At 72.9% G+C, this 12986-nt stretch carries 13 protein-coding genes; 7 read left to right on the forward strand and 6 right to left on the reverse strand.

Annotation, left to right across the window (positions count from 1 at the left end):
- The first annotated feature begins 67 nt into the window (after nucleotides 1-67).
- The 5 genes from argC to IF655_RS26465 are packed head-to-tail and all read left to right on the forward strand — an operon-like array spanning nucleotide 68 to nucleotide 4913.
- Nucleotides 68-1096, forward strand: coding sequence for an N-acetyl-gamma-glutamyl-phosphate reductase (argC, locus tag IF655_RS26445; protein WP_199587642.1), 1029 nt, complete (start codon nucleotides 68-70; stop codon nucleotides 1094-1096).
- Nucleotides 1093-2244: a bifunctional glutamate N-acetyltransferase/amino-acid acetyltransferase ArgJ gene (gene argJ, locus IF655_RS26450; protein ID WP_199587643.1), complete on the forward strand. Its 1152-nt coding sequence runs from the start codon at nucleotides 1093-1095 to the stop codon at nucleotides 2242-2244. The genes argC and argJ overlap by 4 nt, the downstream gene beginning before the upstream one ends.
- Nucleotides 2241-3158 (forward strand): acetylglutamate kinase, encoded by a 918-nt coding sequence (gene argB, locus IF655_RS26455; protein WP_199587644.1) that lies wholly within the window; start codon nucleotides 2241-2243, stop codon nucleotides 3156-3158. The genes argJ and argB overlap by 4 nt, the downstream gene beginning before the upstream one ends.
- Before the next feature lie 5 nt (nucleotides 3159-3163).
- A complete protein-coding gene (locus tag IF655_RS26460; RefSeq protein ID WP_374100380.1) occupies nucleotides 3164-4360 on the forward strand; it encodes an acetylornithine transaminase in 1197 nt (398 codons plus the stop codon).
- A 7-nt stretch (nucleotides 4361-4367) separates the two neighbouring features.
- On the forward strand, nucleotides 4368-4913 hold the full coding sequence (locus IF655_RS26465; RefSeq protein WP_199587646.1) for an arginine repressor: 546 nt from the start codon (nucleotides 4368-4370) through the stop codon (nucleotides 4911-4913).
- 102 nt (nucleotides 4914-5015) lie between these two features.
- Here IF655_RS26465 and IF655_RS26470 read toward each other — a convergent pair whose 3' ends face one another.
- Genes IF655_RS26470 through IF655_RS26490 form a run of 5 tightly spaced genes read right to left on the reverse strand, consistent with a single transcriptional unit; the run spans nucleotide 5016 to nucleotide 9968 of the window.
- On the reverse strand, nucleotides 5016-5756 hold the full coding sequence (locus tag IF655_RS26470; RefSeq protein WP_199587701.1) for an FAD:protein FMN transferase: 741 nt from the start codon (nucleotides 5754-5756) through the stop codon (nucleotides 5016-5018).
- A 52-nt stretch (nucleotides 5757-5808) separates the two neighbouring features.
- Nucleotides 5809-6672, reverse strand: coding sequence for an FMN-binding protein (locus tag IF655_RS26475; protein ID WP_199587647.1), 864 nt, complete (start codon nucleotides 6670-6672; stop codon nucleotides 5809-5811).
- Between the two features lie 58 nt (nucleotides 6673-6730).
- Nucleotides 6731-8113, reverse strand: coding sequence for a ferric reductase-like transmembrane domain-containing protein (locus IF655_RS26480; RefSeq protein WP_199587648.1), 1383 nt, complete (start codon nucleotides 8111-8113; stop codon nucleotides 6731-6733).
- Nucleotides 8114-8171: 58 nt separating this feature from the next.
- Nucleotides 8172-8603: an FMN-binding protein gene (locus IF655_RS26485; RefSeq protein WP_199587649.1), complete on the reverse strand. Its 432-nt coding sequence runs from the start codon at nucleotides 8601-8603 to the stop codon at nucleotides 8172-8174.
- A 15-nt stretch (nucleotides 8604-8618) separates the two neighbouring features.
- Nucleotides 8619-9968, reverse strand: a complete 1350-nt coding sequence (locus IF655_RS26490; protein ID WP_199587650.1) for a ferric reductase-like transmembrane domain-containing protein — start codon at nucleotides 9966-9968, stop codon at nucleotides 8619-8621.
- A 147-nt stretch (nucleotides 9969-10115) separates the two neighbouring features.
- Here IF655_RS26490 and IF655_RS26495 point away from each other — a divergent pair, with 147 nt between their 5' ends.
- Nucleotides 10116-10856: a response regulator transcription factor gene (locus tag IF655_RS26495; protein ID WP_199587651.1), complete on the forward strand. Its 741-nt coding sequence runs from the start codon at nucleotides 10116-10118 to the stop codon at nucleotides 10854-10856.
- Nucleotides 10853-12355 carry a sensor histidine kinase gene (locus IF655_RS26500; RefSeq protein ID WP_374100375.1) on the forward strand — a complete coding sequence of 501 codons (1503 nt, stop codon included), beginning with the start codon at nucleotides 10853-10855 and terminating at the stop codon, nucleotides 12353-12355. The genes IF655_RS26495 and IF655_RS26500 overlap by 4 nt, the downstream gene beginning before the upstream one ends.
- On the opposite strand, the gene IF655_RS26505 is transcribed toward IF655_RS26500, so the two are convergent.
- Entirely contained in the window at nucleotides 12352-12951 is a 600-nt protein-coding gene (locus IF655_RS26505; protein WP_199587652.1) for a pyridoxamine 5'-phosphate oxidase family protein, read from the reverse strand. The genes IF655_RS26500 and IF655_RS26505 overlap by 4 nt on opposite strands.
- Nucleotides 12952-12986: the final 35 nt, after the last annotated feature.

Genomic DNA, 12986 nt, shown 5'->3' on the forward strand with positions numbered 1-12986 from the left:
CCCCGCCCTTTTCTCGTTGCATAAACGTGCAGCGCTACGTATAGTCATGCCAATGAAGGAGGCTGACATGACCGTGCGCGTAGCTGTCGCCGGTGCCAGTGGGTATGCCGGGGGAGAGGTGCTGCGGCTGCTGCTCGGGCATCCGGGGGTCGAGGTCGGGGCCGTGACCGCGCACGGGAACGCCGGGCAGCGGCTCGGGGCGCTGCAGCCGCAGTTGCTGCCGCTCGCCGGGCGGGTGCTGGAGGAGACCAGCGCCGAGACCCTCGCCGGGCACGACGTCGTCTTTCTCGCGCTGCCGCACGGACAGTCCGCCGCCGTCGCCGAGCAGCTCGGTCCCGACGTGCTCGTCATCGACATGGGCGCCGACTTCCGGCTGAAGGACGCCGGGGACTGGGAGCGGTTCTACGGAAGCCCGCACGCCGGTACCTGGCCGTACGGTCTGCCCGAACTCCCGGGTGCCCGCGCCGCGTTGGAGGGGTCCAAGCGCGTCGCGGTGCCCGGTTGCTACCCGACCGCCGTCTCCCTCGCCCTGTTCCCGGCGTACACCGCGCACCTCGTGGAGCCGGAAGCCGTGATCGTCGCCGCCTCCGGCACCTCGGGCGCGGGCAAGGCGCCCAAGGCGCATCTGCTCGGCAGCGAGATCATGGGGTCCATGTCGCCGTACGGCGTCGGGGGCGGTCACCGGCACACCCCCGAGATGATCCAGAACCTCGGTGCCGCGGCGGGCGAGCGGGTGTCCGTGTCCTTCACGCCCACCCTCGCCCCCATGCCCCGCGGCATCCTCGCCACGTGCAGCGCGAAGGCGCGCCCGGGGGTGGACGCCCAGGCGGTGCGCGCCGCGTACGAGAAGGCGTACGCCGACGAGCCGTTCGTGCACCTGCTCCCCGAGGGGCAGTGGCCCGCGACCGGTTCCGTCACCGGCTCCAACGCCGTCCAGGTGCAGGTCGCGTACGACCCCGACGCCCACCGCGTCATCGCGATCAGCGCCATCGACAACCTGACCAAGGGCACCGCGGGCGGTGCCGTACAGAGCATGAACATCGCCCTCGGGCTCGACGAGACCACCGGGCTTTCCACGATCGGAGTCGCGCCTTGAGCGTCACAGCGGCCAAGGGATTCACCGCGGCGGGCATCGCCGCGGGGATCAAGGAGAACGGCAACCCCGACCTGGCCCTCGTGGTCAACACCGGACCCCGACGCGCCGCCGCCGGAGTCTTCACCGCCAACCGCGTGAAAGCCGCGCCGGTGCTGTGGTCGGAGCAGGTGGTCAAGAGCGGCGAGGTCTCCGTCGTCGTCCTCAACTCCGGTGGCGCCAACGCCTGTACGGGTCCGAAGGGCTTCCAGGACACCCACGCCACCGCGGAGAAGGCCGCCGAGGTCCTCGGGCGCGGGGCGATCGAGGTCGCCGTGTGCTCCACCGGGCTCATCGGCGTGCACCTCCCGATGGACAAGCTGCTGCCCGGCATCGAGACCGCCGCGGCCGCCCTGAGCGAGCACGGCGGCGAGAAGGCGGCCATCGCCATCAAGACCACCGACTCCCACCACAAGACAGCCGTGGTCGACGGCGACGGCTGGACCGTCGGCGGCATGGCCAAGGGCGCCGGAATGCTCGCCCCCGGGCTCGCCACCATGCTGGTCGTCCTCACCACCGACGCCGACGTGGACACCGCCGCACTGGACCACGCCCTGCGCGCCGCCACCAAGGTCACCTTCGACCGGGTCGACTCCGACGGCTGCATGTCCACCAACGACACCGTCCTGCTGCTCTCCTCCGGCGCCTCCGGCGTCACGCCCGGCCAGGAGGAGTTCACCGAAGCCGTCCGCAAGGTCTGCGAGGACCTGGGGCGTCAGCTCATCGGGGACGCCGAGGGCGCCAGCAAGGACATCAAGGTCGAGGTGATCAACGCGGCCACCGAGGAGGACGCCGTCGAGGTCGGCCGCTCCATCGCCCGCAACAACCTCCTCAAGTGCGCCATCCACGGCGAGGACCCCAACTGGGGTCGCGTCCTGTCCGCCATCGGCACCACGCGGGCCGCCTTCGACCCCGACCTGCTCAACGTCGCCATCAACGACGTCTGGGTCTGCAAGAACGGCTCGGTCGGCGAGGACCGCGAGAAGGTCGACATGCGCTACCGCGAGGTGCACATCGTCGCCGACCTCGCCGCGGGCACCGAGACCGCCACCATCTGGACCAACGACCTGACCGCGGACTACGTCCACGAGAACAGCGCGTACTCGTCATGAGCAGCCCGACGCGGAAGCACACCGCGCTCCCCAAGGCCCGCATCCTCGTCGAGGCGCTGCCCTGGCTCACCCGGCACCACGGCAGGACCGTCGTCATCAAGTTCGGCGGCAACGCCATGGTGGACGAGGGACTGAAGGCAGCCTTCGCCCAGGACGTCGTCTTCCTGCGCCACGCCGGGCTCAAGCCGGTCGTCGTGCACGGCGGCGGTCCGCAGATCAGCGCCGCGCTCGACAAGCACGGCATCGTCAGCGAGTTCAAGGCGGGGCTCCGGGTCACCACCGAGGAGGCCATGGACGTCGTACGGATGGTGCTCGCCGGGCAGGTCCAGCGCGAACTGGTCGGACTGCTCAACGCGCACGGCCCGCTCGCTGTCGGCCTCACCGGCGAGGACGCCCACACCATCACCGCGACCCGCCACACGCCCCGCATCGACGGCGAACTCGTGGACATCGGACGCGTCGGCGAGATCACCGAGATCGACACCGGCGCCATCGAGGCACTGCTCGCGGACGGCCGCATCCCGGTCGTCTCCTCCATCGCCCGCTCCGAGGACGACGGTCATGTCTACAACGTCAATGCTGATACGGCGGCTGCGGCACTCGCTGCTGCGCTGGGCGCCGAAACCCTCATGGTCCTCACCGACGTCGAGGGTCTCTACGAGGACTGGCCGCACTCCGACGAGGTGATCAGCCGCCTCACCGCCACCCAGTTGGAGAAACTGCTGCCCGAGCTGTCCTCGGGCATGGTGCCCAAGATGGAGGGCTGCCTGTACGCCGTACGCAACGGCGTGAACACCGCCCGCGTCATCGACGGCCGGGTCCAGCACTCGATCCTGCTGGAGATCTTCACGGACGAGGGCATCGGCACCATGGTCGTGCCCGACGACGAGCCGGACACCCCGGGGGAGTCATGAGCGACATCAACAACGAGGAACTGACCGCCCGTTGGCAGGGCGCCCTCATGAACAACTACGGCACCCCGCGCCTGCCCCTCGTGCGCGGCGCGGGCACCGCCGTGTGGGACGCCGACGGCAGGCGCTACCTCGACTTCGTCGGCGGCATCGCGGTGAACGCCCTCGGTCACGCCCACCCCGCCGTGGTGGATGCCGTCAGCACGCAGATCGCGTCCCTCGGGCATGTCTCCAACCTCTTCGTCGCCGAACCGCCCGTCGCCCTCGCCGAGCGCCTGCTGCGCCTGTTCGGGCGTGACGGCAAGGTGTTCTTCTGCAACTCCGGCGCCGAGGCCAACGAGGCAGCCCTCAAGATCGGCCGGCTGACCGGGCGCACCCACATGGTCGCGACCACCGGCGGCTTCCACGGCCGCACCATGGGCGCCCTCGCGCTGACCGGACAGCCCGGCAAGCAGACCCCGTTCCTGCCGCTGCCCGGCGAGGTCACCCACGTCCCCTACGGCGACGCCCGCGCCCTCGCCGACGCCGTCACCGACGAGACCGCCCTGGTCATCATCGAGCCGATCCAGGGCGAGAACGGCGTCGTCGTCCCGCCGCCCGGCTATCTCAAGGCAGCCCGCGCGATCACCGCCGCCACCGGCGCCCTCCTGGTCCTGGACGAGGTGCAGACCGGCGTCGGCCGCACCGGCGACTGGTTCGCCTACCAGGCCCACGACGGCGTCCTGCCCGACATCGTCACCCTCGCCAAGGGGCTCGGCGGCGGACTCCCGCTCGGCGCCACGATCGCCTTCGGGCGCGCCGCCGACCTGCTCCAGCCCGGACAGCACGGCACCACCTTCGGCGGCAACCCGGTCGCCTGCGCCGCCGGACTCGCCGTACTCGACACCATCGAAGGCGAAGGGCTCCTCGCCAACGCCAAGCGCCAGAGCGAGAACCTGCGCGCGGGAACCGAGGCGCTCGGCCACCCGCTGATCGACCATGTACGGGGCGCGGGGCTCCTGCTGGGTATCGTGCTCACCGGACCGTACGCGGCGCAGGCGCAGGCGGCGGCCCAGGAAGCCGGGTTCCTGGTGAACGCGCCCGCCCCCGACGTCGTACGGCTCATGCCCCCGCTGAACCTCCGCGACGACGAGACGGACGCCTTCCTCCAGGCGCTGCCCGGCATCCTCGACGCAAGCCGAGAGGACGGACGAGCCGGAGAATGAGACGACGATGAGTCAGCCGCAGGACCACGGACAGGCGGGGGGAGCCGGTCCCGCGGTGCCGCAGACCCGCACCGCCCGCCACCGCCGGATCGTGGACATCCTCAACCGGCAGCCGGTGCGCTCGCAGAGCCAGCTCGCCAAACTGCTCGCCGACGACGGGCTCAGCGTCACCCAGGCGACGCTCTCCCGCGACCTCGACGAGCTGAACGCGGTCAAGATCCGCAACACCGACGGCGACCTGATCTACGCGGTGCCCAGCGAGGGCGGCTTCCGCACCCCGCGCGCGCCGCTCGGGGAGTCCGCCAAGGAGGAGCGGATGCGGCGTCTGTCCCAGGAGCTGCTGATCTCCGCCGAGGCGTCCGCGAACCTCGTGGTGCTGCGCACCCCGCCCGGCGCCGCCCAGTTCCTCGCCTCGGCCATCGACCAGGCCGAACTGCAGGACATCCTCGGCACCATCGCCGGTGACGACACCCTGCTGCTCATCAGCCGCCACCCCACCGGCGGCCAGGCGCTCGCCGACCATCTGCTCCGGCTGGCCCAGAACGGCCAGTGACGGGCCCCCTGACGGCCGTCGTACGGCGAAGGGGCGTACCGGAGTCCTCAACTCCCGTACGCCCCTTGCCGGGTGCGCCGCGTAGGCGCGATACGGCGGCCGTCAGCCGAGCCGCGTCGCCAGCCCCCCGGTACAGCGCACCTCGTCCCCCGCGGTGATGAGTAAGCCCTCCACGTCCGGCAGCGACTCCAGCCACGCGAGACCCGCGCGCGAGCCCATCGCGAACGCCGCCGTGGCCCAGCAGTCCGACCAGGTCAGCCGGGGACCCACCACCGTCACCGCGACCAGGTCGGTCACCGCCGACTTGCCGGTGCCCGGGTCCACGATGTGCGCGCCCCGCTCGGCCGTCCCCGAGGTCGCCACCGACAGCTCCTCCGCGCCGGCCGCCGAGATCACCGCCGCGAGCCCGCCGGGACGCAGCGGATCGGCCACGCCCACCCGCCACGCCCGCCCCGGCTCGGGCGCGCCGCACATCTGCACGTCGCCGCCGCCGTTCACACTGACCCCGCGCACCCCGTCCACGGCGGCGAGTGCCCGGGCCGCCCGCTCGGCGGACCAGCCCTTGACGATACCGGTCGGGTCGAGCGAGCCCCGGTAGCGCGGGCTGAACCAGCCCTCGCTCACCCGCTCCGCCTCGGCAGCGAGGTCCAGCACCTCGGCGACCTCCGGCGCGCACTGCTCCACCGTCAGCTCGCCCCGGGCCAGTCGGGAGACCTCGCTGTCCTCGCGGTAGGTGCTGAACAGCGCGTCCACCCGGTGCAGACCCGCGACCGCCTCGTCCAGCGCCGCGCGCACCGCGTCCGCCTCGCCGCCGCGCACGTCGAAGGAGAACACGGTCCCCATGACCTCCTCCGCGTGCCGCACCGCGGAGTCCTTCCCCCGCTCGGCCACCCGGTCAGCCACCGGCCTGGTCCAGCGCGGACTGCAGCGACTGCTTGTATCCGGTGCTGGTGTAGGTGGCGCCGGACACCGAGTCGATGTCGGCGCTCCCGGCCGCCACGGCCTCCTTGTTGAGCCTCGGCACGGACAGCGCGGTCTTCTGGTCGCTGGTGCCGCCCTTGGGCGCCTGGACCGCCTCCGCCTTGGTGATCTTCTTCCCGCTGACCGTGATCCGCACCTGGACGGCACCGTACGGCGTCTGCGCGGGCTTGCCGGTGACGGTACGGGGAGCGGTCGCCTCGGCCGAACCGGAGCCGCCGGAGCCGGACTTGGAGCCCGAGCCGGGCTTGGAGCCGGAACCCGAGCCGGAACCCGAGCCGGAACCGGAGCCGGGCTTGGCGGCGGAACCCGAACCCGCCGGGACCGTCTTGATCTTGTCCAGCGCCGACTGGAGCGACTTCTTGTACCCCGCGCTCGTGTACGTCGCCCCCGACACCGAGTCGATCTCCGCGCCCTGGGCGACCACCGCCTCCTGGTTCAGCCGAGGCACGGAGAGCGCGGTCTTCTGGTCGCTGGTGCCGCCCTTCGGTGCCTGGACCGCCTCCGCCTTGGTGATCTTGCCGCCGCGCACGGTCAGCCGCACCTGCACGGCGCCGTACTGCGTCTGCGCCACGTCCCCGGTCACCGTCCCGTCGGCACGGACCTGCTCCGCGCCGCCCTGCGGCGACTCCTGCGCGGCCGCCGTCTGCTGCGGCGCCGCGCCCGCCGCCGACGCCGAGGACGGATCGGAGGCGGGCTTCAGCGACAGCAGCAGCACGACACCGGACACGGTCGCGGCGGTGGCCAGCACGACCCGCCGAATCGGGTGGCTCTTCCTCATGTCTTCCAGGGCTCCAGGTCTTGTGCGAACGGTGCGAACGGGCTTCGGTGGGCGCCGCTCACATCTCGAACGACTCGTGGTGGATACGGCGGGCGGGCACCCCGGCGCCGCGCAGTGCCTCGTACACCGACTGCGCGAAACCGGGCGGCCCGCACATGAAGACGTCGTGGCGGTCGATGTCGGGGATCTTGCGCTGGAGGTTCTCCGCCGAGATGTCAGGGCGCCGCCCCTCCGGGCTGTTCACCGCGTACATCAGCCGGGCGCCGCGCTCCTCCGCGATGGTCGCCAGCTCGTCCCACAGGGCCAGGTCCTGCGTGGTGTTGGCGCGGTAGAGCAGCGTGATGTCACCGGCCGCGCCGGGCAGCGTCTCGAACAGCGCGCGCATCGGCGTGATGCCCACACCGCCCGCGACCAGCAGCACCTTGCCCCGGCTGCGCCGCTGCGCGGTGAGCGCGCCGTACGGACCCTCCGCCCACACCCGCGTGCCCGGCGTCAGCTCGCGCAGCCGCGCGCTGTGGTCGCCGATCGCCTTCACGGTGATCCGCAGCATCCCCGGGCGGGGCGCCGCCGACAGCGAGTACGGGTGCGAGCTGAACCGCATCCCGGGCGCCAGGAACCGCCAGCGGAAGAACTGCCCCGCCTGCGCGCCCATCCGGTGCAGCTTGCGACCCGAGATCAGCACCGACACGATGCCCGGCGACTCCTCGATCACCGCCTCCACCCGCATCCGGTGCCGCAGGTTCAGCCGGATCGGCACGAAGATCCGGTACCAGAGCACCAGCGCGGTCACCGCGCCGTAGAGCACGTACCAGAAGGTCTTCGCCATCGGCTCGACCGCGAAGTCGTTGCCGGTGGTGATCTGGTGCCAGAACGTCAGGAACACGGCCGCGTACGTCAGCAGATGCACGTGGTACCAGGTGTCGTACGGCAGCCTGCGCCGCACCACCCCGATGGACGACAGGCCGATCACCACGAACAGTGCGGTGCCGATGGCCGCCTTGCCCATGTCGGGCAACTGGTCCACCGAGTCGATCGTCTGCTGCACGATGTCCCCGAGGGACTTGCCCGCCTGGAGCGCGTACCCCCACATGATGAGGAAGACGTGCGCGAGGACCAGGCTGAGCGTGTAGCGGCCGCTCATCGCGTGCCAGCGGGCCACCCGGTCCGAGCCGACCCGCCGCTCCAGCGCCGGTACGCGCGCCATCTGGAGCACGACCAGCGCCATCAGGTACCCGGCGAGCAGCCCGGTGATCCGGCCCGCGTTCACGATCCGGCCGGTGTTGTCCGCGATGGACGGTGTGTTGTGCCACCAGAGCCACAACACCGCCACCGCCCCGGCCCACACGGCCAGCAGCAGCGGTACGGCCGGGGAGCGGCGCGGGCGAATGCGGCGCATCGTCTGGCGGCGGGCGGCACGTCCGCCCGCAAGCGTGGTGGTCACGGTTCCTCCGGGGGACTTGACCCTTGGCCCACACATACGCGCGGTGCGCCCGGAGTGTTCAGCGCGCGGCGGAGTCGAGCGCGGACTGGAGCGACTGCCGGTAGCCGGTGCTGGTGTAGGTGGCTCCGGACACGGTGTCGATGTCCGCGTTCTGGGCCGCCAGCGCCTCGGCGCGCAGCCGGGGCAGCGCGTAGGCGTTGATCTCCTGGTCGCGCGGATTGCCGGACGGCTGTTGCACCGCGGCGACGTCGGTGAGCCTGCCGTCCTTGAGCGTGACCCGCACCTGCACCGGCCCCCACCGCGTCCGCGCGGTGTCCCCGGTGACGGTACGGCTGCCGCTGCCCGCGCTCGACGACCTCTGCGGCGGCACGGCCGTCGCTCCCGGGTTCGTGTGCGGCTTCAGCGACAACGGCAGCACCGTCGCGGCGACGGCGGCCGCGCAGGCCAGGACGGTACGGCGCAGGGGGCGGTTCTTGCGCAAGGGGTGCACGGTGATTCTCCGGTCTCACAGCTCGAACGACTCGTGGTGGATGCGCCGGTCCGGGACGCCCGCCGCCCGCAGCGCCGCGTAGAGGTCCTGCGCGAAGCGGTGGGGGCCGCAGAGGAAGACGTCGTGTCCCGGCAGTCCGGGGTACGCCGCGCGCAGCCACTGCGGGGTGAGGAGCGGGCGTTCGCCGTGCGGGCCGTTGAGCACGTACCGCAGCGGTGCGCCGCGCCGGTGGGCTATCGCCTCCAACTCGCCGCGCAGGGCGAGGTCCTCGGGTCCGCGTGCCCGGTAGAGCAGCGCCGGTTCGCCGGGCAGCGTCTCGAACAGGGCGCGCAGCGGGGTGATCCCGACCCCGGCCGCGATGAGCAGCGAGCGGTGGCTCGTGGCCCGCTCGGCGGTGAGCGCGCCGTAGGGTCCCTCCGCCCACACCCGGGTGCCCGGCCGCAGCAGGGGGGTCTTCGCGCTGTGGTCGCCCAGCGCCTTCACGGTGATCCGCAGTCGGTCGGGGAGCGGCGGCGCGGAGAGCGAGTACGGGGTGGAGGTGCCGGCCAGGCCCGCGCCGAGGAACCGCCAGCGGAAGAACTGACCCGACCTCGCGCCGAGTTGGTCCAGGCGCCGTCCGGTCACGACCACGGAGTACACCCCCGGCGCCTCCGCGCGCACGGACTCCACCCGCAGCCGGTGCCGCAGGTTGAGCCGCACCGGGACCAGCACCCGGAACCACAGCACCAGCGCCGCCACCGAGAGGTACAGCGCGTACCACGCGGCGCCGGCCACCCGCCCGCCCAGGTCCGCGCCCAGCGCCACCTGGTGCCCGAAGGCGAGGAAGACGGCCGCGTAGCTGAGCAGATGGACGCGGTACCAGAACTCGTGGCTCGTGCGGCGGCGCACCGCCCGCGCGGAGGTGATCCCCACCGCGCACAGCACGACCGTGCCCGCCGTCGCCTTCAGCATGTCGGGGTAGTTCAGGACCACGGTGACCGTCTCGTGCCACAGCGAGGCCCCGTCCTGCGCGGCGTACCCGGCGATGATCAGCACGACGTGCGCCACCAGCAGGCAGACCGTCCAGCGTCCGGCGAGCGCGTGCCAGCGGGCGACCCGGTCCGAGCCGATCCGCGTCTCCAGCGGCGGCACCCGCGCCATCAGACCGACCAGGACCGCGCAGGCGTACCCGCACAGCAGGCCCGTGATCCGCCCGGCGCCGGTCAGCCAGCCCGCCGCGCCGACGACCGCGTCCGTGCCGGTCCACCACAGCGCGAGCACGGCCGCCGCGCCCGCCCACAGCAGTGCCGCCACCGGTACGGCGGGCGTGCGGCGGGCCGGGGGTGACACGGGCGGCGCCGCGCGCCCCTCGTCCACGGTGATCATCGGCGATGTCCCTTCGTCCGTCCGGGACCGCCACTGTGCGGGGCGAAGCTCTGAGGGACCTCTCAACGGTCCCCGGGATCTTCAGAGGAAACTCAGAGCCGGCGGGTCACGCCCCACTCCCGCGCGTCGGGGATGCTGGAGAGCGCGATGAACACCTCCCGCTCCGGCCGCCCCGCGCTCACCCGTCCCGACGGCACTCCGCCGCGCGTCCTCGTCGTCGACGACGACCCCGACCTCGCGGAAGTGCTCACCGGAGCCCTGCGCTACCAGGGCTGGCAGGTGCGCGCGGAGGGCGACGGCGCCTCGGCCGTCGCCGCGGCGCGCGAGCTGAGGCCCGACGCCGTGGTCCTGGACGTGATGCTGCCCGACACCGACGGTCTCGCCGTGCTGCGCCGCCTCCAGGAGATCGCGCCCGACGTCTGTGTGCTCTTCCTCACCGCGCGGGACGCCGTCGAGGACCGGATCGCCGGGATCACGGCGGGCGGCGACGACTACGTGACCAAGCCCTTCAGCCTGGAGGAGGTCGTCGCCCGGCTGCGCGGACTGCTGCGCCGCGCGGGCATGGCCCGCCTCCTGGACGAGGGGCCGCGCCTGACCGTGGGCGACCTGGTCATGGACGAGGACGCGCGCGAGGTGACCCGCGCCGGCGAGCTGATCGACCTCTCACCGACCGAGTTCGAGCTGCTGCGCCTCCTCATGCGCAACCCGCGCTGCGTCCTGAGCAAGGCCCAGATCCTGGACCGGGTGTGGTCCTACGACTTCGGGGGCCGCGCGCACGTGGTGGAGCTGTACATCTCCTACCTGCGCAAGAAGGTGGACGCCGGGCGCGAGCCGATGATCCACACCGTGCGCGGGGCGGGGTACGTGCTGAAGCCGGTGACCCGGTGAGGGCACCGCGGCTACGGGAGCGGTGGCCGGGTCTGCCGCCGTGGCGCCCGCGCCTGCCCCGCACCCTGCGCGCCCGCCTCACCGCCGGACTGGTCGTCCTGCTCGCCGTGAGCTGTGCGGCCGTGGGCCTGGCCGCGGTCGTGGAGCTGAACGGCTTCCTCACCCGGCGCCTGGACCAGCAGCTCACGGACGCGGGCGACCGCTTCCCGGAGAGCCTGGAACACCACGGCGTCCTGCCCGACGACCACGACGGCGACGAGTACGGCGACACCCGGCGGCAGGCGGCGGGCACCTTCGGCGCCCGGCTGGTCGGCGGCAAGGTCACCCATCGCGGCCTCGTACGGGCCGGTGACCCGGCCGCCGACCTGAGTGTCGCCCTGACCCCGGCGGACGAGCGGGCGCTGGCCGCGCTGCCGCCCGACGGCAGCCCGCGTACGGTCCGGCTGTCCGCCCTGCACGACTACCGGCTGGCGGCGAACCGGGGCCGTGACGGCGACGTCCTGGTCGTCGGGCTTCCCCTGGAGCCGGTGGAGGCGGCCGTCCACCGCCTTGAGCTGGTCTCCGGGGTCGTCTTCGGGGCGGCACTCGTGGTCACCGGCGTGGCCGGGGCACTCTGGGTCCGCTGGTCGCTGCGGCCGCTCAACCGGGTCGCCGCGACCGCCGTCCGGGTGAGCGGGCTGCCGCTGGCCAGCGGCGAGGTCGCCCTCCCGCCCAGGGTGCCGGTCGCCGAGACAGGCAGCGAGGTGGGCCGGGTCGCCACCGCCGTCAACCGGATGCTCGGTCACGTCGAGGACGCGCTGACCAAGCGGCAGGCGAGCGAGGAGCGGCTGCGCGGCTTCGCCGCCGACGCCAGCCACGAACTGCGCACCCCGGTCGCCTCCGTGCGCGGGCACGCGGAACTCGCCTTGCTGCACCCCGGCCCGGTCCCGGCCGAGGTCACCCGCGCGCTGGAGCGCATCACCGCCGAGTCCGCCCGGATGGGCGCGATGGTGGACGACCTGCTGCTGCTCGCCCGCCTCGACGCGGGGCGCCCGCTGGAGCGCCGTCCGGTCGACCTCACCCGGCTGGTCCTGGACGCGGTCACCGACGCCCGCGCCGTGGGCCCGGAGCACCGGTGGACCCTCGACCTCGCCGAGGAACCGGTCACCGTCACCGGCGACGACCACCGTCTGCACCAGGTCCTGGCCAACCTCCTGGCCAACGCCCGTCTGCACACCCCGCCCGGCACCGAGATCACGGTCGCCCTGGCCGCCGAGGACGGCGCGGCCCGCCTCTGCGTGCACGACGACGGCCCCGGCATCCCGGAAGAGGTCCGCGCCCATGTCTTCGAGCGGTTCACCCGCGCGGAACACCGGCGCCTCGCGGACTCCCCGGGAGGAGGGGCCGGGCTCGGCCTGTCGATCGTGTCGGCGGTGGTGCAGGCACACGGCGGGAGCGTGGAGGTGGAGAGCGTTCCGGGAAGCACGACGTTCACGGTGCGGCTGCCCCGGGAGGGCTAGCCCCCGGTCCCGGTCCCGGTCGGCGGCAGCGGCAGGGGCAGCCCCGGCAGGCCGTCGATGCTCGTGGCGATGTGGTCCTTCCCGGCGAAGTACGCGCTCAGCGAGGCGTCGTCCTCGCGGGCGAAGCGCTTGGCGTGGAGTTCGCGGTCCGCTTCGTAGGCCATGTACGGGACGGCGTAGCCGCAGGAGTCACGGATCAGCTCGGCGTGGACCACGATGACGGCGCGCAGGCCGTGCTGGGTGGGGTCGATGTCCGGGAACGAGGTCAGGAGCCCGGGGAAGCGGGGGTCGTCGCGGAGGACTGCCTCGCCCCGGCCGTGGACGCGCACGATGTTGGGCGGGCCCTGGAAGGCGCACCACATCAGGGTGATCCGGCCGTTCTCGCGCAGGTGGGCGACGGTCTCCGCGTTCGAGCCCGCGAAGTCGAGATAGGCGACCGTGAGGTCGTCCAGGACGACGAAGGAGCCCCGCAGACCCTTGGGGGAGAGGTTGACCGTGCCGTCGCCGGCCAGGGGCGCGGTCGCGGTGAAGAAGAGGGGCTGGTCCTCGATGAATCTCCGCAGCCTGCCCTCGATGCGCTCATATGTCTTTCCCATGCCCGGTGCCTACCCGCGCGCTGCGATTGACGAAT

This window comes from Streptomyces sp. DSM 110735 (assembly GCF_016482685.1).
Taxonomy (GTDB): Bacteria; Actinomycetota; Actinomycetes; order Streptomycetales; family Streptomycetaceae; genus Streptomyces.